Origin of the sequence: Saccharopolyspora erythraea, assembly GCF_018141105.1 — a bacterium.
In the GTDB taxonomy this organism is placed as follows: Bacteria; Actinomycetota; Actinomycetes; order Mycobacteriales; family Pseudonocardiaceae; genus Saccharopolyspora_D; species Saccharopolyspora_D erythraea_A.
In genome coordinates, this window is record NZ_CP054839.1 from 4,032,711 (window position 1) to 4,055,737 (window position 23,027).

Annotated in this window: 2 protein-coding genes and 1 pseudogene; all 3 read left to right on the forward strand. The window is 71.8% G+C overall.

Annotation, left to right across the window (positions count from 1 at the left end; genetic code table 11):
• The 3 genes and pseudogenes from HUO13_RS18240 to HUO13_RS18250 all read left to right on the forward strand — a co-directional run bounded on the left by HUO13_RS18240 (nt 1) and on the right by HUO13_RS18250 (nt 22,966).
• Nucleotides 1-16,071, forward strand: coding sequence for a type I polyketide synthase (locus tag HUO13_RS18240; protein ID WP_211902504.1), 16,071 nt, complete (start codon nt 1-3; stop codon nt 16,069-16,071).
• Nucleotides 16,072-16,076: 5 nt separating this feature from the next.
• Nucleotides 16,077-21,494 (forward strand): annotated as a pseudogene (locus HUO13_RS18245) (type I polyketide synthase); the annotation flags it as partial.
• A complete protein-coding gene (locus HUO13_RS18250; protein WP_211902506.1) occupies nt 21,491-22,966 on the forward strand; it encodes an FAD-dependent monooxygenase in 1,476 nt (491 codons plus the stop codon). The pseudogene HUO13_RS18245 and the gene HUO13_RS18250, both read left to right, overlap by 4 nt.
• Nucleotides 22,967-23,027 lie beyond the last annotated feature (61 nt).

Genomic DNA, 23,027 nt, shown 5'->3' on the forward strand with positions numbered 1-23,027 from the left:
GTGGCGAATGAGGAAAAGCTCCGGGACTACCTCAAGCGGGCCCTGGCCGAGGCGCAGAACGCGCAGCGCCGCCTCCGCGAGGTCGAGGACGCCCACCGCGAACCGATCGCGATCGTCGGCATGGCGTGCCGCTATCCGGGCGGCGTGACCTCGCCGGAGGACCTCTGGCGGCTGCTGGCCGCCGGCACCGACGCGGTGTCGGCCTTCCCGGCCGACCGCGGGTGGGACGTGCGGGACCTTCCCGTGCGCGAAGGCGGTTTCCTCCACGAGGCGGCTGAGTTCGATCCGTCGGTGTTCGGGATTTCGCCGCGTGAGGCGTTGGCGATGGATCCGCAGCAGCGGTTGTTGCTGGAGGTGTCGTGGGAGGCGTTCGAGCGGGCTGGTGTTGATCCGTTGTCGGTTCGGGGGAGTCGGACCGGTGTGTTCGCGGGCGTGATGTACCACGACTACGCCACCCTGATGGACGCGGTGCCCAGCGAGCTTGAGGGGTTCATCGGCAACGGCAACGCCGCGAGCATCGCGACCGGCCGGGTGGCCTACACCTTCGGGATCGAGGGGCCGGCGGTCACCGTGGACACGGCCTGTTCGTCCTCGTTGGTGTCGCTGCACCTCGCGGTGCAGGCCCTGCGATCCGGTGAGTGCTCCATGGCGCTCGCGGGCGGTGTCACCGTCATGGCGACCCCGGGCACCTTCGTGGAGTTCGCTCGTCAGGGTGGGTTGGCGGCGGATGGTCGGTGCAAGGCGTTTTCGGATGGTGCGGATGGCACGGGTTGGTCCGAGGGTGCGGGGATGTTGTTGGTCGAGCGTTTGTCGGATGCTCGGCGGCTCGGGCATCGGGTGTTGGCGGTGGTGCGTGGTTCGGCGGTGAATCAGGATGGGGCGTCGAATGGATTGACGGCGCCGAATGGTCCGTCGCAGCAGCGGGTGATCTTGCAGGCGCTCACCAATGCCCGTTTGTCCACTCAGGATGTTGATGTGGTTGAGGGGCATGGTACGGGTACTGCGCTTGGTGATCCGATTGAGGCGCAGGCGTTGTTGGCCGCGTACGGGCAGGGACGTGAGCTGGCGTTGTGGCTCGGTTCGGTGAAGTCGAATCTGGGGCATACGCAGGCGGCTGCTGGTGTGGCGGGCGTGATCAAGATGGTCATGGCGTTACGCCATGGCCTTCTGCCGAAGACTCTGCACGTGGATGAGCCGTCTTCGCATGTGGATTGGTCTTCGGGTGCCATGTCGTTGCTGAAGGATGCGGTGGCGTGGCCTGAGGTCGATCGCCCGCGTCGTGCCGCGGTGTCATCGTTCGGCATCAGCGGAACCAACGCGCACGTCGTGCTCGAACAAGGCGACCCGTCGCATGAGCCGCGGGAACCGAGGAGCATCGGCCCGACCCCGTTCCTGCTCTCTGCTCGCAGCGAAGCAGCACTGACCGCGCAGGCGGAACGCCTCGCCGCGCACTTCGCCGACGATCCCGCGGCGGACCTCACCGACGTGGCGTATTCGCTGGCGACCTCGCGGGCGGCCCTGGACCACCGCGCGGTCGTGATCGCGGAGCGGCGGAACGAACTGCTGAGCGGGCTGTCCGAAACCGGATCGGTACGCGGACGGACGACTCCGGGCAAGTCGGGTTTTGTGTTTGGTGGTCAGGGTGGTCAGCGTTGGGGGATGGGTGCGGGGTTGTGTTCTCGCTTTCCGGTGTTCGCTGAGGCATTCGGTGCGGTGTGTGCTGGGTTGGATGTGCCGGTTCAGCGGGTGTTGTCCGGTGATGACCACGACTTGATCCATCAGACCTTGTATGCGCAGTCCGGGACTTTTGCGGTTGAGGTGGGGCTGTTTCGGCTGTTGGAGTCGTGGGGCGTGGCTCCCGACTTCGTGCTGGGCCACTCGGTGGGTGAGTTGGCGGCTGCTCATGTTGCTGGGGTGTTGTCGCTTGCGGATGCGTGCAAGGTCGTTTCGGCGCGGGGCCGGTTGATGCAAGCCCTCGATTCTGGGGTGATGGTGGCGGTGGCGGCTTCGGAAGAAGAAGTCGCGCCGTTGTTGAGCGACCGGGTTTCCATCGCGGCGGTGAATGGTCCGTTGTCGGTCGTCGTGTCGGGAGATGAGTCCGCGGTCGCGGAGATCGAGCAGTGTTTCCAGGGCCGTAGGGTGAAGCGGTTGCGGACGAGTCATGCGTTTCATTCGCCGTTGATGGATCCGATGCTGGAGGAGTTCCGCGAGATCGTTGCGTCGGTGTCGCTGAACGCGCCGCGGATTCCGTTCGTTTCCACGGTGTCCGGTGCGCTTGCCGGTGCGGAGTTGGTCAGTCCGGACTACTGGGTGCGCAATGTCCGTGACACCGTCCGCTTCCTCGACGGCATGCGGACCCTCGGCGACCAAGGCGTGAACACTTTGTTGGAGCTGGGCCCCGACACCGTTCTCAGCTCCGCCGCCCAGGAGTGCGTTCCCGGCATCGCCGCGGCCTCCGCGCTGCGCGCCGGCCACGAGGAGAGCCGGTCGCTGCTGTCAGCGACGGCGCAGCTGCACGTCCGGGGCATCGGTGTCGACTGGGAGGGCGTGTTCGCCGAGCACGAGACTCGACGGGTCGACCTGCCGACATATCCGTTCCAGCGGCAGCGCTACTGGTTGCAGAGCAGGCAGGCCGTCGGCGCACTGCGCTCGTCGGGCATCAGCGCGGCCGAGCACCCGCTGCTCGACGCGGCGATCTCCATGGCAGGCTCGGACCGGCTGCTGCTGACCGGCAGGCTGTCGATCCAGTCGCAACCGTGGCTCGCCGACCACGTCGTCGCCGGGAAGGTGCTGTTCCCGGGCACGGGATTCGTCGAGCTGGCGGTGCGCGCCGGAGACCGGGTCGGCTACACGTGGATCGACGAACTCACCTTGCACGCACCGCTGCCCCTGTCGGAGAACGCCGCGACATGCCTGCAGATCGAGGTGTCCGAGCCCGACGGGTCCGGCACGCGGGGCATCGAGGTCCACTCCCGGCCGGACGACGCGCAGGACGACGACCCGTGGACGCTGCACGCGTCCGGAGCGCTGAGCCCGAGCGCTCCAGAGGCGCCAGTGGAATCGCGGGAATGGCCGCCTTCGGGCGCCGAAGCTTTGAGCGTGCAGGCCCTCTACGACGAGCTGGCAGCGCTCGGCCTGGAGTACGGACCCGCGTTCCGGGGGCTGCGGGCGGCCTGGCGGCGCGGTGCCGAGGTCTTCGCCGAGATAGAACTCCCCGATTCCGGCATCGCGGCGGCGGACTCGTTCGGCATCCACCCGGCACTGCTCGACGCGACCCTGCACGCCCTCGCCCTTCGCCCGGACGCGGAGCAGGCCCAGCTCCCCTTCGCATGGGGTGGCGTCCGGCTGCACGCCACCGGGGCGTCCTACCTGAGGGTCCGGCTCGCACCGGCTGACGGTGACGCGGTCGCTCTGGAGCTGGCCGATGCCGACGGCGCGCCGGTCGCCTCGGTGGACTCGCTGGTGCTCCGCCCGCTGCCCGCCGCGACGCCGGACGCCTCACGGCCGCACGACTCGCTTTTCCACCTCGCATGGGAAGAGCTGCCGCTGACCGGTGAACCCGCCGTCGGTCGCTGGGCCGTGCTCGGCGCATCGAATCTCCTGCCCGACCTGGGGGATCTGCGTGTCGACTCCTTCACCGACATCGAGGGGCTGGTCGCCGCGGAAGTCGTGCCCGACGTCGTGGTCGGCGTGGCACCGGCAGGTGCGTCGGTGCGCGAGACCACGCGGTGGGGACTGGAGCTGGTCCAGCGGTTCGCCGCCGAGGAGCGGTATGCCGGGACGCGGCTCCTCGTCGTGACGTCGGGCGCGGTCGCCCCGGACGTCCGGGAGCTCGGCCACGCCGCGCTGTGGGGGTTGCTGCGTTCCGCGCAGGCCGAACACCCGGGCCGGATCGTGGTGGCCGATCTCGACGACTCGGCGGCTTCCTCGCACGCACTGCCCTCGGTGCTGGTCTCCGGGGAGGCGCAGTTCGCCGTCCGCGCCGGCCAGGTCCTCGTGCCGCGGCTGGCCAGGCGGTCGGCGCTGTCCGCGCCGTCGGGGCCGTGGAGGCTCGACGTCACCGCCAAGGGGACGCTGGAGAACCTCGCGCTCGTCCCGGCACCGGAGGCGCAGGCCCCGCTGAAGCCTGGACAGGTCCGGATCGCCGTGCGCGCCGCGGGGGTCAACTTCCGCGACGTGCTGATCGGGCTGGGCATGTACCCGGGTGAGGTCCAGCTCGGCGGTGAGGGCGCGGGTGTGGTCACCGAGGTCGCGCCGGACGTGACCGGCCTGGCCCCCGGCGACCGGGTCACCGGCTTGTTCGGCGGATCGTTCGGCCCCTTCGCGGTCGCCGACCACCGCACCGTGGCGCGCATCCCCCGCGACTGGTCTTACGAGCAGGCCGCCGCGGTCCCGATCGCCTACCTGACGGCTTACCTCGGGCTGGTCGAGCTCGGTGCGCTGCGGGCGGGCGAGTCGGTGCTGGTGCACTCCGCCGCGGGCGGTGTCGGCACGGCGGCCGTGCAGCTCGCCCGCCACCTCGGTGCGCACGTCTTCGGCACGGCCAGCCCGGGCAAGTGGGACGCCGTGCGCGCCTTGGGCGTGGAGGAGGAGAACCTGGCGTCCTCGCGGACTCTCGACTTCGAACGGCACTTCCTCGCCGTCACCGGCGGGCGCGGTGTCGACGTGGTGCTGAACTCCCTCGCCGGTGAGCACCTCGACGCCTCGCTGCGGTTGCTGCCGCGCGGCGGTCGCTTCCTGGAGATGGGCAAGACCGACATCCGCGGTGCTGACGAGGTCGCCGAGGCGCATCCGGGTGTCGCCTACGAGGCGTTCGACCTGATGCGCGTCCCACCGGAGCGGGTGCAGGTGATGCTCGCCGAGGTGCTCGAGCTGTTCGAACGCGGCGCGCTGAGCCTTCCCCCAATCACCTCCTGGCCGGTCTCGCGCGCCCCCGAAGCGTTCCGGCACGTCAGCCAGGCCCGGCACACCGGCAAGGTCGTGCTCACCGTGCCGGCCGCGCTCGACCCCGGCGGCACGGTGCTGATCACCGGAGGCACCGGGACGCTGGGTGCCCTCGTGGCCAGGCACCTCGTCGCCGAGCACGGCGTGCGGCACCTGGTGCTCACCAGCCGGCGGGGCCGCGACGCCGAGGGCGCCCGGCGGCTCGAAGCGGAGCTGGCGGAGCTCGGCATCGACGTGACGATCGCGGCCTGCGACGTCGCAGACAGGGACGCTGTTGCCGCCCTGATCTCCGCGCTCCCCGAAGCGCATCCGCTGACCGCGGTGGTGCACACAGCCGGTGTCACCGATGACGCCTTGCTGGAGTCGATGACGCCCGAGCGCGTCGACCGCGTCCTGCGGCCGAAGGCCGACGCCGCGTGGAACCTGCACGAGCTGACCCGCCACCACGACCTGGCGGCGTTCGTGCTGTTCTCCTCGCTCGCGGGCACCCTGGCCGGTCCGGGCCAGGCCAACTACGCGGCGGCCAACGCCGTTCTGGACGCGCTGGCGCACCAGCGGCGGTCCGAGGGGCTGCCCGCGCTGTCGCTGGCGTGGGGCTTGTGGGAGCAGAGCAGCGGGATCACCGGGCGGCTCACCGCGGCCGACCTCGCCCGCATGGAGCGCTCCGGTGTCGCCGCGCTCTCCGCCGAGGACGGCCTGCGCCTCCTCGACTCGGGTCTCGCGCTCGACGATGCGGTCCTGGTGCCGGCCAAGCTGAGCACCAGAGCGGGCGAGACGACTCCGGACCTGCTGCGCGGCCTGGTCAGAACACCGTCGCGGCGCGCGGCGAAAGCGCGTACCGGGGACGGGGAAACCTCGCTGCGCGACCGCCTGACCGGGATGACCGCGGCCGAGCAGGAGCAGGCGTTGCTCGCGCTGGTCCGCGCCGAGGCCGCCGCAGTGCTCGGTTACGGCGACGCGGAAGCCGTCGACGCGGTGCGGGAGTTCCGCGACCTCGGCTTCGACTCGCTGTCGGCGGTCGAACTGCGCAACCGGCTCGCGCCACGGCTCGGGATCCGGCTTCCCGCGACGTTGGTGTTCGACTACCCGACACCGCAGGTCCTGGTCGAGCACCTGAGGCTGGAAGTCCTCGGCGCCACCCCGCGGACCCCGGTGTCCGCGGCCGTCGAGGTCGCCGAGGACGAGCCGATCGCGATCATCGGCATGGCGTGCCGGTTTCCCCCGGACGTGTCCACCCCGGAAGAGCTGTGGCGGTTCCTGGTGGCCGGCGGCGACGGCATCACCGCCTTCCCCACCGACCGCGGCTGGGACCTCGACTCGCTGTTCGACCCGGACCCCGACCGGCCGGGCAAGTCCTACGTGCGGGAGGGCGGGTTCCTGCGCGGCGCCGGCGACTTCGACGCCGACTTCTTCGGGATCAACCCCCGCGAGTCGCTGGCCACCGACCCGCAGCAGCGGCTGCTGCTGGAGACCTCGTGGGAGGCGTTCGAGCGGGCGGGAATCGACCCCGGGCAGGTGCGCGGCAGCCAGACCGGCGTCTTCGTCGGGGTGATGCGCCAGGACTACGGCCCCATGCTGCACCAGACGGCCGAGGGCGTCGAAGGCTACCGGCTGACCGGGAGCGCGGCCAGCGTTGCGTCCGGCCGCATCGCGTACTCCTTCGGCCTGGAAGGGCCGGCCATGACGGTGGACACCGCGTGCTCGTCGTCGCTGGTCTCGCTGCACCTCGCGGCGCAGGCGCTGCGCCGCGGCGAGTGCGCGATGGCGCTGGCCGGCGGGGCGACAGTGATGGCGACTCCGGGCATGTTCGTCGAGTTCAGCAGGCAGCGCGGGCTGGCGGCCGACGGGCGCTGCAAGGCGTTCTCCGCTTCGGCCGACGGCACCGGCTGGTCCGAGGGCGTCGGCATGCTGCTCGTCGAGCGGCTCACCGACGCCCAGCGGCTCGGGCACCGGGTGCTGGCCGTGGTGCGGGGTTCGGCGGTGAACCAGGACGGCGCGTCGAACGGCCTGACCGCGCCCAACGGCCCGTCGCAGCAACGCGTGATCCGCCAGGCGCTCGCTGCCGCGAAGCTGTCCACCGAGGACGTCGACGTCGTGGAGGCACACGGCACGGGCACCACGCTCGGCGATCCCATCGAGGCGCAGGCGCTGCTGGCGACCTACGGCCAGGACCGGCCGGCGGACCGGCCGCTGCTGCTCGGGTCGATCAAGTCCAACATCGGCCACACTCAGGCCGCCTCCGGTGTCGCGGGCGTCATCAAGGTGGTCCTGGCGCTGCGGGAAGGGCTGCTGCCCCGGACGCTGCACGTCGACGAGCCGAGCCCGCACGTGGACTGGTCGCCGAGCTCGGTCGCGCTGCTGACCGGCACCACTCCGTGGCCGGAGAGCCAGCGGCCGCGCCGCGCGGCCGTGTCGTCCTTCGGCGTGAGCGGAACCAACGCGCACGTGATCGTGGAGCAGGCCCCGGAGGCGGTCGCGCGGCCGTCGGGCGCCGAACCCCGTCCGCTGCCGTGGATCGTCACCTCCCGCACCGAGCCAGGACTGCGCGACCAGGCGAGCCGGCTCAGGGCGCACGCCGAGACGCATCCGGAGCAGGACACCGCGAGCGTCGGCTACTCGCTGGTCGCCGGACGGGCCATGCACCCGCATCGGGCAGCCGTACTGGGCGCTGACCGGGCGGATCTGCTGCGGGGACTCGACGCGCTGTCGGCGGGCGAGGAGGCGGCGAACCTCGTCATCGGTGCGGCGACCGGTCCGCGCAAGCTCGCGTTCCTGTTCCCGGGGCAGGGTTCGCAACGGCTGGGCATGGGCCTGCAACTGCCGGCCGAGTTCGACGGCTTCGCGAGCGCCTTCGAGGCGGTGTGCGACGAGCTCGACCGCCACCTGCGACGCCCGGTCCGCGAGGTGCTGCGCGCCGAGGCGGGATCGCAGGTGGCCGAGCTGCTCGACCAGACCGAGTACACCCAGGCGGCGCTGTTCGCCGTCGAGGTCGCGCTGTTCCGCCAGCTGGAGAGCTGGGGCCTGCGCCCGGACTTCGTCGCGGGGCACTCGATCGGCGAGCTCACCGCCGCCCACGTGGCCGGGGCGCTCGGCCTCGACGCGGCGGCGGCGCTCGTCGCTGCCAGGGGCCGGCTGATGCAGCGAGCCCCGGCCGGAGGTGCGATGGTCGCGGTCCAGGCAGGCGAAGATGCGGTGTCGGAGATGCTGGCCGGCCTGGAGGACAGGGTCGGCATCGCGGCCGTGAACGGTCCGAATTCCGTGGTGCTCTCCGGCGATGCCGACGTCGTCGAGCGGATCGCCGGGCAGTGGCAGGAACGGGGACGCAGGATCCGGCGGCTGCGGGTCAGCCACGCCGCCCACTCCCCGCACATGGACGGAATTCTCGCAGAGTTCCGCTCCGCGGTGTCGGGGGTGGAGTTCTCACGGCCGGAGATCCCGATCGTGTCCACCGCGACGGGCGAGGTGCTCAGCGCAGAGGAGATCGCCGCGCCGGAGCACTGGGTACGCCACCTGCGGGGCGCCGTGCGGTTCCTGCCCGCCGTCCAGCGCCTCGCCGAGGCAGGCGTCACCGCGTTCGCGGAGGTCGGCCCGGGCGGGGTGCTGTCGGCGATGGCGCAGGACTGCCTCCCGGAAGCCGCTGAGAACGCGGTGATCGTGCCGTTGTCGCCCAGCGACCGCGCCGAAGGCCCGAGTCTGCTGGAGGCCGTCGCCCGGCTGCACGTCCACGGGGTCGAGCCGGACTGGTCCGCCGTCGTCGCGGGCCGGGAGCCGGCGCGGGTGGAGCTGCCGACCTACGCCTTCCAGCGGCGGCGGTTCTGGCTGCCGAGCACCAGCGCCGACGCGTCTTCGACCGGGCTCGACGCGCTCGGCCACCCGCTGCTCGGCGCGGCGGTGCCACTGGCCGACGAGGACGGGTTCCTGTTCACCGGACGCCTCTCGGCCGCGAGCCACCCGTGGCTCGCCGACCACGTCGTGTCCGGCAGGGTGCTGCTGCCCGGCACCGCCTTCGTCGACCTCGCGTTGCGCGCGGGCGCGGAACTCGGGTGCGGTCAACTGGCCGAGCTGACCATCGATGCCCCGCTGGTGCTGCCCGAACACGGCAAGGTCGCGCTCCAGCTCGTGGTGGGGCCTGCCGACGAGTCCGGCAGGCGAGCGCTGGACTGCTACTCGCGACCCGACTCCGCGCTCTCCGAGTCGTGGACGCGGCATGCGAGCGGGACGCTCGCGCCCGTGGTCGACGTTGCCGGCGAACCGGACGACTGGCCGGTGGACGACGGTGAGGAACTCGACCTCGACGGGCTCTACGAGGTGTTCGCCGAGCGCGGGTTCGAATACGGCCCCGCGTTCCGCGGGTTGCGCAGCGCGAAGCGGAGGGGCACCACGGTCTTCGCCGAGGTCGCCGCGCCGGAGTCCGAACGAGCTCCGGTCGGCGGGTTCGTCCTGGACCCGGCGCTGCTGGACGCCGCGCTGCACGTCCTCGGCTTCGGCGGAGAGGGCGAGCAGGCGCGGCTGCCGTTCTCGTGGAGTGGCGTGACGCTGCACGCGCCCGGGGCCACGGCCCTGCGCGTGCGGGTCGACATCACCGGCGAGGGCACTGCCTCGTTGGCCGTCCACGACGAGACCGGCGCACCGGTGGCGTCGGTGGAATCGCTGGTGCTGCGGCCGGTTCCCGAGTCGCTGCTCGCCTCCTCCGGTGACGCTGATGCGTTGTTCGCCGTGGAGTGGGCCGCCCGGTCGGGCCCGGCTGCGGTGCCCGGCACGGTTGGTGTGCTCGGTGACGACCTCGGGGTCGCGGAGGAACTGCGGGCAGCCGGGGCCGAGGTCGTGGTCTACCCGGACGTCGAATCCGCGGCTGCCGCCGAACTGCCCGAGGTGGTCCTGGCGCCGATGCATTCGGACGCCGCTTCGGGTGCGGCACAACTCGCCCACCGCGCACTGCCGCTGTTGCAGACATGGCTGGCCGACGATCGGTTCAACGCGACGCGACTGGTGCTGGTGACACGGGGAGCCGTCGCCACTCGAGACAGTGCGGACGTGCCGGAGATGGCCGCCGCACCGGTGTGGGGCCTCGTGCGGTCCGCGCAGTCGGAGAACCCGGGACGTTTCGGCCTGCTCGACGTGGACGATGCGCCGGGCGCTGCCCTGCTCAGCGCCGTGTCATCCGGAGAACCGCAGGTCGCACTTCGCGGGGACGCCGTGCTGACGCCGCGACTGGTCCGCGCGCAGCGCGCCGAAGCGGACGACCTACCGCGCTGGGACGGCGACGGCACCGTGCTGATCACCGGGGGACTCGGCGCGCTGGGTGCGGAGGTGGCCCGGCATCTTGTAGCCGAACACGGAGTCCGCCACGTCGTGCTCGCCGGTCGTCGCGGACGCGCGACCGACGGCGCCGGTGCACTCGAAGAGGAGCTGATCGGTCTCGGCGCCACCACGGTGACCATCGCGGCGTGCGACGTCGCGAACCGCGAGGCCCTGGCGGCACTTCTGGACGCCATTCCCGGCGAGCGTCCGCTCACCGGCGTCGTGCACGCCGCCGGGGTTCTGGACGACGGTGTCGTGGAGTCGCTCACCCCGGCACGGGTCGACCGGGTCCTGAGGCCGAAGGCCGACGCCGCGTGGAACCTGCACGAGCTGACCCGCGAAGCGCCGCTGACCGCGTTCGTGCTCTTCTCGTCCGCAGCCGGGATGCTGGGCAGCCCGGGACAGGGCAACTACGCCGCCGCGAACGCTTTCCTCGATGCCCTGGCAATGCACCGGCGGGCCGAAGGGCTGCCCGCGCAGTCCCTGGCCTGGGGGCTGTGGTCGGGCGGCATGAGCGGCGAGCTAGACGAGGCGGCGCGCAAGCGGCTCGCGCGGCTCGGCATGTCCGCACTGGCACCGGACGAGGGGATGCGGCTGTTCGACACCGCCGCCGCCACCGGCCGGACCTTGCTGGCCCCGGTGCGGCTCGACACCGCCGCCCTGCGCGAACAGGCGCGGACCGGCGAGCTCCCGCCGCTCCTGCGCGGCCTGGTGAAGGTCGCACCGCGGCCCGACCGCGCCACGACGTCGACGCTCGCGCCCCGGCTGGCGGGCCTCGGCGAGGCGGAGCAGACCCGGCTGCTGGTCGACACCGTCCGCGCGGCCGTCGCCGCCAGCCTCGGGCACGATCGGCCGGACGCGATCGACGCTCAGCGCGCGTTCACCGATCTCGGTTTCGACTCGCTGACCTCGGTGGAACTGCGCAACCGTCTCACCAGGACGGCAGGAGTGCGGTTGGCCGCCACCCTCGCCTTCGACCACCCCACGGTGGCGGCGGTCGCCGAGCACCTCCGGCAGCGGCTGACCGACGCGGCCCCGGAGCGCGTCCGGCCGGTCACCACCACGGCGGCTGCGGACACCGATCCCATCGCGATCGTGGGAATCGGTTGCCGCTACCCGGGCGGGGTGCGGTCACCGGAGGACCTGTGGCGGCTGGTCGCCAACGGCGAGGACGGCATCTCGGCGTTCCCCGGTGATCGGGGTTGGGATGTGGAGGGGTTGTTCGACCCGGATCCGGACCGCGCGGGCAAGAGCTACGTCCGGGAAGGCGGTTTCCTGCACGACGCGGCTGCCTTCGATGCCGGGTTCTTCGGGATCTCGCCGCGTGAGGCGTTGGCGATGGATCCGCAGCAGCGGTTGTTGCTGGAGGCATCGTGGGAGGCGTTCGAACGCGCCGGGATCGACCCCGCGGGACTGCGCCACAGCCAGACCGGCGTGTTCGTCGGCGTGATGTACCACGACTACGCCACCCGGCTGCCGGCCACACCCGCGTCGGTGGAGGGATATCTCGGCGCCGGCACCGCGGGCAGCGTGGCCTCCGGCCGGCTTTCCTACACCTACGGGCTGGAAGGCCCGGCGGTCACGGTGGACACGGCGTGCTCCTCGTCGCTGGTCGCTCTGCACCTGGCAGTGCGCGCGCTGCGACAGGGGGAGTGCTCCCTGGCGCTGGCCGGTGGCGTGACGGTCATGGCGACACCCGGCACCTTCGTGGAGTTCAGTCGTCAGCGGGGGTTGGCGCCGGATGGGCGGTGCAAGTCGTTTGCCTCGGCGGCGGATGGGACGGCGTGGTCGGAGGGTGTGGGTCTGCTGGTTGTGGAGCGGTTGTCGGATGCTCGGCGGTTTGGGCATCGGGTGTTGGCGGTGGTTCGTGGTAGTGCGGTGAACCAGGATGGTGCGAGCAATGGTTTGACGGCGCCGAATGGTCCGTCGCAGGAGCGGGTCATCCGCCAGGCGCTCGCCGACGCAAGACTGTCCACTGCGGACGTCGATGTCGTCGAGGCGCACGGCACCGGCACCGCGTTGGGCGACCCGATCGAGGCGCAGGCGTTGCTGGCCACCTACGGGCAGAACCGCCCCGCCGGCCGGCCGCTCTGGTTGGGGTCGATCAAGTCGAACATCGGGCACACGCAGGCCGCTGCCGGTGTTGCCGGTGTGATCAAGATGGTCATGGCGATGCGGGCGGGTGTGCTGCCCAGGACCCTGCACGTCGACGAACCGTCGGCCGCCGTGGACTGGTCGGCCGGTGACGTGTCGTTGCTGACCGAGCCGGTCGAGTGGGCCGGAGACGACCATCCGTTGCGCGCGGCGGTGTCCTCGTTCGGCATCAGCGGCACCAACGCGCACGTGTTGCTGGAACAAGCGCCGGTGGAGAAGAGCGCGGAGCGGCCGGAGACACCGAAGGCAGTGGTCCCGTGGCCGCTGTCGGCCCGGAGCACACCCGCGCTGCGCGACCAGGCGGCGCGGCTGCGGGCCTGGCTCGCCACCACCGACGCCGACCCGGCGGACATCGGACAGATGTTGTCCGCGCGCAGGGCCAGCATGGAGCACCGTGCGGTCTTGGTGGGTGTCGAGCGCGAGGAGTTCTTTGAACAGCTCGCGGAGTTGGCGGAGGGCCGCGGCGACGCGGGGTCTGCGAGCGGGGTGGATCGGGCGGTTTTCGTGTTCCCGGGTCAGGGTGCGCAGTGGCAGGGGATGGCTGTGGACCTGTTGTCCGAGTCGGCGGTGTTCGCTGCGCGCTTCGCCGAGTGTGCTGAGGAGATCGAGCGGTTTGTCGATTGGTCGGTGCTGGGCGTTCTGCGTGGTGGTGTGGGTGCGCCGTCGTTGGATCGGGTTGATGTTGTTCAGCCGGTGTCGTTTGCGGTGATGGTGTCGTTGGCGGCGTTGTGGGAGTCCTATGGTGTCGTGCCCGCGGCGGTGGTGGGTCATAGCCAGGGTGAGATCGCGGCGGCGTGTGTGGCGGGTGTGTTGTCGTTGCGGGATGCGGCGCGTGTGGTGTGCGTGCGGAGTCGGCTGATCGCGGAGATGTTGGCGGGGCGGGGCGCGATGGCTTCCATCGCGCTGCCCGTTGACGAGGTCGACGGAATGATCCGGCGGTTCGACGGACGCGTGACGGTGGCCGCCACCAACGGGTCTTCCTCAACGGTGGTGTCCGGTGATGTCGAGGTTGTGGAGGAATTGCTGACCGAGTGTTCCGGCCGTGAGGTGCGTACTCGGCGGATTCCGGTGGATTATGCGTCGCATTCTGCTCATGTGGAGGCGTTGGCCGGGCGGTTGCCGGAGGCGTTGGCCGGGATCGCGCCGCGGTCTGCGGAGGTGCCGTTCTATTCCACGGTGTCTTCCGAGTGGGTGGATGGCGAAGAGCTGGATGCGGCTTATTGGTATCGCAACCTGCGTGAACCCGTGAGGTTCGAACAGGCGGTGCGCTGCCTGGCCGAGGACGGGCACGGCCTTTTCGTCGAGGTGAGTCCGCACCCCGTGCTGGTGCCGGCGATCGACGAGACCGCGGAGGGCGCGCGGGCCGTCGGATCGCTGCGCAGGGATGAAGGCGGGCTCGACCGGTTCCTGCGCTCGGTGGGCGAAGCCCACGTGCACGGCGCCGAGGTGGACTGGTCGCCGGCGTTCAGCGGCGCCGAGCGCTGGGTCGACCTGCCGACCTACGCCTTCCAGCACGAACGGTTCTGGCTGGAGGCCGCCGGCGGTGACGACGGCGCGAGGGACACCGATGACGCCGGCTTCTGGAACGCGGTGGAGGCCGATGATCCCAGGGCGCTGACCGACCTGCTCGGCCTCGACGGCGACCAGTCCCTCGCCTCCGCGCTGCCCGCGCTCTCGTCGTGGCGGCGCGCGAAGCGGGACCGCTCGATGCTGGACTCCTGGCGCTACCGCGTCGCCTGGCGTCCGGTGCCCGAAGCTCCCGCGGCCGGGTTGCGCGGAACCTGGTTCGTCGTCGCGCCGAGCGACCCGGCTGTGAAGACCTGGGTCGACCAGTGCGCGCGGTCGTTGGAACAACGCGGCGTCCACGTCGTGCGCATCGTCGTCGACGCCGCGGAAGCCGACCGCACGACCGTGAGCGCAGAGCTGGCCGCCGAAGGGGAACCAGGTGGAATCGTCTCGCTGCTCGCGCTCGCCGAGGGCGCACATCCGGACCATCCGTCGCTTCCGCTCGGCCTCACCGCGAACCTGGCTCTGGTCACGGCGGTCGCGGACGTGGCTGCCGGCACACCGCTGTGGCTGCTGACCTCCGGCGCGGTCTCCACCGGTGACGCCGACCCGGTCCGCGACCTCGGCCAAGCCGCGGTGTGGGGCCTGGCGCGGACGGTCGCACTGGAACTGCCGCGGCAGTGGGGCGGTGTCGTCGACCTCCCGGCCGAGGCCGGTGAGCACTCCGCCGATCGGCTCTGCGCGGTCATCGCCGCCACCGGTGCCGAGGACCAGGTGGCGATCCGCGAGTCGGGAGTCGTGGGACGGCGGCTGGTGCGGGCTCCGCTGGCGGAGACCGCGGCGACCCGCGAGTGGCGGGCGAGCGGCACCGCGCTCGTCACCGACGGCACCGGACAGATGGGTGCGCGGGTGGCGGCGTGGCTCGTGGAGCAGGGGACGGAGCACCTCGTGCTCACCGTCGACGACGACACGGGCATCGACCACGACGCGCTCGAAGCGGAGCTGGGCGTGCCGGTGACGCTGGCGGCGTGCGATGTCGCCGACCGCGACGCACTGGCGCGCGTGCTCGACGGGATTCCCGCGGACCTGCCGCTGACCACCGTCGTGCACACCGCCGGGGTGCTGGGTGCCGGTGCCCTGCTGGACGCCGGGCCCGCGGAGTTCGCCGCCACCGCGCGGGCGAAGGTGCGCGGCGCGCTCAACCTGCACGAGCTGACGCTGGACACCGACCTCGCGGCGTTCGTGCTGTTCTCGTCGGTCGCAGGTGTCTGGGGAGGTAGCGAACAGGGCGCCTACGGCGCGGCGAACGCGGTTCTCGACGCGCTCGCCGACCGGCGGCGGGTTCTGGGGAGACCGGTCACCTCGATCGCTTGGGGGCCCTGGGCCGACGCCGGCATGGGCGCCGAGGACGAGACCACCGAGCAGGCTCGCCGCGAGCAGCTCCGCAAGCGCGGGGTGCTGCCGATGCCCTCCGAACGGACACTCGGCGCACTGCGCGATGCGCTGCTGAACGGGGACACGGCGGTCGCAGTCGTCGACGTGGACTGGGAGCGGTTCGCTCCGGCCTTCAACGCGGCCCGGCCGAGCGCGCTGCTCGCGGAACTGCCGGAAGTGCGCCGCGTGCTCGGCGCCGCGAACGGCGAGGCAGCGGAAGACGGCCAGGAGTTCGCGGCAGGGTTGGCCGGACTGTCCCACGACGAGCGCGAACGCCGGCTCGTCGAGCTGGTCCGCCGCGAGGTGGCGGCCGTGCTCGGACATCCGGCGCCGGAGGCGTTGCCTGCCGGGCGGGCGTTCACCGAGCTCGGCTTCGACTCGCTCGCCGCGGTCGGACTGCGCAACCGCCTCGGCGCGGCCACCGGCGCGAAGCTCACCGCGAGTGCTGTCTTCGACCACCCGACACCGGAGCGGCTGGCCGAGCACCTGCTTCGGCAGCTCACCCCGGCCGCGCCCGTCGCGGGCTCGGTGGACGAGGAGCTGGACCGCCTGCGCGGCACCGTCTCCGCGCTCGACGACGAAGGTGAGCGCCGCCGGGTGCTCACCCGGTTGCAGGCACTGGTCACCGAACTGGCACCGGTACCGGCGAACGACGAGGTGTCGGCCGCCGAACGCATCGGGGCGGCCAGCGACGAGGAGATCTTCCGGTTCATCGACACGGAGTTGAGCTGACCATGACCGACGACGCCCAGCGCCTTCGCGAGTACCTCAAGAAGGTCACCGTCGACCTGCACCAGGCGCGCCAGCGGATGCGGGAGGCCGACGAACGCGAGTCGGAGCCGATCGCGGTGGTGGGGATGGCCTGCCGCTACCCGGGCGGGGTCGGCTCCCCGGAGGACCTGTGGCGGGTGGTCGCCGAAGGCCGCGACGTGATCTCGGGATTCCCGGGTGATCGGGGTTGGGATGTGGAGGGGTTGTTCGACCCGGATCCGGATCGTGCGGGCAGGAGTTACGTGCGTGAGGGTGGTTTCCTGGACGACGCGGCGGGTTTCGATGCGGGGTTCTTCGGGATTTCGCCGCGTGAGGCGTTGGCGATGGATCCGCAGCAGCGGTTGTTGCTGGAGACGTCGTGGGAGGCGTTCGAACGCGCCGGGATCGACGTCCACCGCCTGCACGGCAGCCGGACGGGCGTCTTCGTCGGCAGCGGCACGCAGGACTACGGCATGCTCGTCAGCGCGGCGGACGAGGACCTCGAGGGCTACCTGCTCACCGGCAACGCGCTGAGCGTGCTGTCCGGCCGCATCTCCTACACCTACGGGCTGGAGGGACCCGCGGTCACCGTCGACACCGCCTGCTCGTCTTCGCTGGTAGCGCTGCACCTGGCGTGCCAGTCGCTGCGCCGCGACGAGTGCTCGCTCGCGCTGGCAGGCGGGGTTTCGGTGCTCTCCACTCCCGCGGGGTTCGTGGAGTTCAGTCGTCAGCGGGGGTTGGCGCCGGATGGGCGGTGCAAGTCGTTTGCCTCGGCGGCGGATGGGACGGCGTGGTCGGAGGGTGTGGGTCTGCTGGTTGTGGAGCGGTTGTCGGATGCTCGGCGGTTTGGGCATCGGGTGTTGGCGGTGGTTCGTGGTAGTGCGGTGAACCAGGATGGTGCGAGCAATGGTTTGACGGCGCCGAATGGTCCGTCGCAGGAGCGCGTCATCCGCCAGGCGCTCGGCGCGGCGCGGATCTCGTCGGCGGAGGTGGACGCGGTCGAGGCCCACGGCACCGGCACACCCCTCGGCGACCCGATCGAGGCGCACGCGTTGCTGGCCACCTACGGGCAGAATCGTCCTGCCGACCACCCGCTGTGGCTGGGTTCGGTGAAGTCCAACATCGGCCACTCCGGATCCGCTGCCGGTGTTGCCGGTGTGATCAAGATGGTCATGGCGATGCGGGCGGGTGTGCTGCCCAGAACTCTGCACGTCGACGCACCCTCATCCGAAGTCGACTGGTCGGCCGGAGCGGTTTCACTGCTCACCGAGCAGGTCCGCTGGCCGGAGGGGGACCAGCCCCGGCGTGCGGGTGTGTCGGCTTTCGGCGTCGGCGGCACGAACGCCCACGTGCTCGTCGAACAGGCACCTGAACCCGAGCCTGCGACCACCGATCCCCGGCAGAACCGCGCGCCGGTGCTCCCGTGGGTGCTTTCGGCCAAGTCACCGCAAGCTCTGTCGGGGTACGCGGAACGGCTGGTGGCGTTGGCGACGGACGAGAGCGCCGACCTCGCCGACATCGGGTTCTCCCTCGCCTCGCGTCCGGTGCTCGACCACCGTGCGGTCTTGGTGGGTGTCGACCGCGAGGAGTTCTTTGAACAGCTCGCGGAGTTGGCGGAGGGCCGCGGCGACGCGGGGTCTGCGAGCGGGGTGGATCGGGCGGTTTTCGTGTTCCCGGGTCAGGGTGCGCAGTGGCAGGGGATGGCTGTGGACCTGTTGTCCGAGTCGGCGGTGTTCGCTGCGCGCTTCGCCGAGTGTGCTGAGGAGATCGAGCGGTTTGTCGATTGGTCGGTGCTGGGCGTTTTGCGTGGTGGTGTGGGTGCGCCGTCGTTGGATCGGGTTGATGTTGTTCAGCCGGTGTCGTTTGCGGTGATGGTGTCGTTGGCGGCGTTGTGGGAGTCCTATGGTGTCGTGCCCGCGGCGGTGGTGGGTCATAGCCAGGGTGAGATCGCGGCGGCGTGTGTGGCGGGTGTGTTGTCGTTGCGGGATGCGGCGCGTGTGGTGTGCGTGCGGAGTCGGCTGATCGCGGAGATGTTGGCGGGGCGGGGCGCGATGGCTTCCATCGCGCTACCGGTCAGCGAAGTCGAGGAAATGGTGCGGTCACGGGGTGATCGGCTCTCCGTCGGTGTGGTGAACGGACCGTCTTCGACCGTGGTGTCCGGTGATGTCGACGTGGTGGAGGAATTGCTCGCCGAGTGTTCCGGCCGTGAGGTGCGTACTCGGCGGATTCCGGTGGATTATGCGTCGCATTCCGCTCATGTGGAGGCGTTGGCCGAGCGGTTGCCGGAGGCGTTGGCCGGGATCGCACCGGGAACTGCGGAGGTGTCGTTCTACTCCACGGTGATCTCCGAGTGGGTCGATGGCAAAGAGCTGGACGCGGCTTACTGGTATCGCAATCTGCGCGAACCGGTCCGCTTCGACCAAGCGGTGCGCACTCTGCTCGGACAGGGCTACGGCTGTTTCGTCGAGGTGAGTTCGCATCCAGTGCTGATGCCAGGTGTCCAGGAGACGGCAGACGAACTGGGGGCGAGCGTCAGCACCACCGGGACGCTGCGTCGCGACGAGGGCGGCTTGGCGCGGTTCCTGCGGTCGGCGGGAGAGGCGTTCGCCGGCGGCGTCGACGTGGACTGGGCCGCGAGCTACGGCGGCACCGGTGCTGTCCGGATCGACCTGCCCACTTATGCGTTCCAGCACCAGCGGTACTGGCCCAAGCCCCGCCGCGCTGAGGTCCGGGACTCCCGCGACCCGGAGGAGGCCGAGTTCTGGGATGCGGTCGACCGGCAGGACCTGCCGTCGCTGACGAAGGTGCTCGACGTCGGCGAAGATCAGCTCGGTCCGGTGACCGCGGCGTTGGCTTCGTGGAACCGGGATCGACTGGAGAAGTCCGCTGTGGACTCCTGGCGGTACCGGGTCGGGTGGGAGCCGGTGCGCGACCACGCCGCTCCCCGGCTGTCCGGCGTATGGCTCGTCGTCGTCCCGTCCGTCGAGTCCGCGCGGGCCGAGCAGTGCGTGCGGGCGATGGAACGGCACGGCGCACGGGTGCGCCGCGTCGAGCTGTCCGCGCACGACCTCGACCCGGAGCCGGTGGCCGACGGGTTCGCCGAGGACGAGCTGCGAGGCGTGGTTTCGTTGCTGGGTTTGGACGACCGGCCGCATCCCCGGCATCCCGCGGTGTGCACCGGGCTCGCGGCGAATCTCGCACTGGTGCGGGAGTTGTCGACGTCAGCGGTGGACGTGCCGCTGTGGTTGGTCACCTCCGGCGCGGTCTCGGTCGACGAGTCGGACCCGGTCGTCCGGCCCCGCCAGGCCGCAGTGTGGGGGCTCGGTTCGACCGTGGCGCTGGAGGAGCCGCGCCGCTGGGGCGGACTCGTCGACCTGCCCGCGGACCCCGACGACGATGCGCTGCGGCTGCTGTGCTCGGTCCTGGCGGATTCGCGGGGAGAGGAGCAGCTCGCCGTGCGCGAGTCCGGAGTCCGCGCTCGTCGACTGGCCCGGTCCCGGACGCAGGAACGGCAGGAGACGGCATGGCCGGCGTCGGGTACCACGGTGGTGACCGACGGCTGCGGACCGATGGGCTCGCACGTCGCACGGTGGCTGGCCGCCAGCGGTGTGGAGAGCCTGCTGCTGACCGTCGATCCGGGAGCAGCGGCCGACGACGATCTGAGGGCCGAGCTGAGCGCTGCGGGCGTGCGGGTGCGGATCGCCGAGTGCGATCCAGCTGATCGCGAGGCGCTGGCCAAGGTGCTGGCGTCGGTACCGGAGGAGCACCCGCTGACCGCGGTCGTGCACACCGCCGGACTCCTGGACGAGGCGCCGCTCGACGCGCTCGGCCCGGAGCGCGTCGAGCGGGTGTTCCGCGCCGGCGTCGAAGCGGCCTGGAACCTGCACGAGCTGACCCTCGGAGCGGACCTGGCCGCTTTCGTGCTGTTCTCGTCGGTCGCCGGCACGTTCGGCGGGGTGGGGCAGGGCGCCTACGCGGCGGTGAGCGCGACGCTGGACGCGCTGGCCGGGTTCCGGCGTGCCCGAGGACTGCCCGCGACCTCGATCGCATGGGGACCGTGGGCCGACGGCACCGACCCCGACACCGACCGGGCGCGTGCCGAGCGGTTGGGCGGACGTGGCATCCGCCTGCTCCCACCGGCACGCGCGCTCGCCGCACTGCGGTACGCATGCAGCCGTTCGCAGGTCGTCGTCGCCGACCTGGACTGGCAGCGGTTCGCCGCCGCGTACGCCGCGTCCGGCCCCCGCCCGCTGATCGCGGAGTTCCGGCCCGAAGCCGCGGACGCGCCGACCGAGTCCGCGGGCATCTCGGCCCGGCTCACCGGGCTCGGTGCCCAGGAGCAGCACCGGGTGCTGGTCGACCTGGTGCGGACGCGGGCCGCCTCGGTTCTCGGACACGCCACACCGTCGGAGGTCGACCCGGAGCGCGGGTTCCTGGAGCAGGGCTTCGACTCGCTGACCGCGCTCGAACTGCGGAACCGGCTCAGCGGCGCGACCGGACTCCGGCTGCCCGCGTCGGCGCTGTTCGACCACCGCACGGCCGACGACCTCGCCCGGTACCTGAGGAGCGAGCTCGTAGGAGACGCCGCCGAGCCGCGAGCGGACCCGATCTCCGCCATGTACGCGCAGGCCAGGGAAGCTGGCAAGACCGCGGAGTTCGTCGATCTGCTGTCGGTCGCCGCGAAGTTGCGTCCCGCGTTCGACTCCGCCGCCGACTGCGGTGCGGCACCGGGTGTCGCCGAACTGGCGCAGGGCAGGGAGGGGCCCGAGCTGATCTGCCTGCCCTCCGTGCTCGCCACCTCCGGGGCCCACCAGTTCGCGCGGTTCGCCGCCGCGCTGCGCGGTCGGCGCGCGGTGTCCGCACTGTCGCTGCCGGGGTTCGCTACGGACGAGCCGTTGCCGGCGAACCTCGACGCACTGGTCGACGCCGCAGCGCACGCGGTGCGGACGAGGACCGGGGACGCTCCGGCCGCGCTCGTCGGCTATTCCTCCGGAGGACTGCTCGCCCACGCGGTCGCGGCGGCGCTGGAACGCGACGGAATGCGGCCGGCCGCGGTCGTGCTGATCGACACCTTCCTGCCGGGCCCCGGCCTCGCGCCCGCGGTGCTCGACGGGATGTTCGCCCGGCTGACCGGCCTCGACGCGCTCAGCGACACCCGCCTCACCGCGATGGGCGGCTACCTGCGCCTGCTGTCGGACTGGAAACCCGCCGAGATCGGCGCGCCCGTCCTGCTGGGGCAGGCGGCCGAACAGCCGCAAGACGCACCTGACCGCCAGTGGCACCAGCCGCATCACGGCTCCGTACTGCCCGGCGACCACTTCACCGTGCTCGAGGACCACGCCGCGAGCACCGCCGAGATCGTCCACGAGTGGCTGACGGCCACTCCAGCCGAGGAGACCCGATGAAGCAGCACGACACCGTTCTCGTCGTAGGAGCGGGCCCGTGTGGGCTCGCGGTCGCCGCGGAGCTCCGGCGGCTCGGGGTCCGGGTCACGATCGTGGACTCCGAGCCGGTGGCCGGCACCGGATCGCGCGCCATCCTGCTGTGGCCGCCGGTGCTGGAGGTGCTGGACGAACTCGGCGTGGGCGCGACCGCGCGCGAAGCGGGGCTGCGCCCCCAAGCGTTGTCCTACCACCTCAGCACTGGCCGGACGGTGCGCGTCGGCCTGGGCGCCGAGAACGCCCCGCTGCTGCTGCCGCAGGAGCGGACCAGCGCGCTGCTGGAGCAGGCGCTCGTCCGGTACGGGGGCTCGGCCGAACGCGGCGTCCGGATCACCAAGGTCGTCCAGCACGACGAGTCGGTCGTGGCGTCGGCGCAGCACCCCGACGGCACGACGACCGACCTCGAAGCGGACTGGCTCATCGCGGCCGACGGGCTGCGCAGCCAGGTCCGCGAGCAGCTCGGCGTGTCTTTCGAAGGCGAGCAGCTGCCCACCACGTTCCTGCTCGCCGAAGGACGGCTCGAAGGCGAGATAAGCCGCGACTCGATCCACTACTTCCTCGGTGAGACCGGCGTGGTGCTGGTGGCACCGCTGCCCGGCGGCGAGTTCCGGATCTCCGGCGCCATCGCCGAAGGGACGCAGGTGAGCCCGGCGCAGGTGCAGAGGTTGCTCGACGAACGCGGACCCGGCGGTCTGCGCGTGGGCGAGCTGCGCGCGCTGTCCACTTTCGTCAGCCACGAGCGCGCGGCCGCCACGTTGCACACCGGCCGCGCGTTCCTCCTCGGGGACGCCGCGCACGTCCACAGCGCGATCGGCGGGCAGGGGCTCAACCTGGGCATCCAGGACGCCCGCAACCTCGCCTGGAAGCTCGCCGGCGTGGTCCACGGCAGGTTCGACCCCGCGATTCTGCGCAGCTACGAGGCCGAACGGCGGGTCGCCATCCGCCAGACCCTGGCCACCACCGGCCGGATGGCCCGGCAGGCGGTGGCCGGGCCACTGGCCCGGCGGGTCCGCGACGTGGTGTGGGGCGGGCTGGAAGCGGTGGGGGCGATGGACCGCTGGTGGGCGCCGCTGCTCGCGGGCTGGCGCAGCCGCTACCCGGACGTGCTGCTTGGCGAGGAGCGCCAGGCTCGTTCGTCGTCGGCCTGGCGGGCGTCACCGCGGCCGGGCACCCGCAACCCGCACCTGCTCCCCAAGCCCGACGACCGCCTCGCCGGACGCTTTCAGCTCGTCACCTGGGGCGGTCCGGACTGCGAGCTCGCCCGTCGCGGCCGGGAACTGGCCGGCGAGCTGCCGGACGTGGTCGCCCACTTCCCGCTGGGCGGACCGAGGGAGCGCTTCGCGCTGCTGCGACCGGACTCCTACGTGGCCGCGGCCGGAGGCCCGGCCGACTTCACCGCCGCACGATCGCTGCTCGACGACCTGACCACCATCTGATGCGTGTGGCAGTGTGGCGAAACCGTAGAAGCGTTGCGGGACGACCAAGATCGTGAGTGCC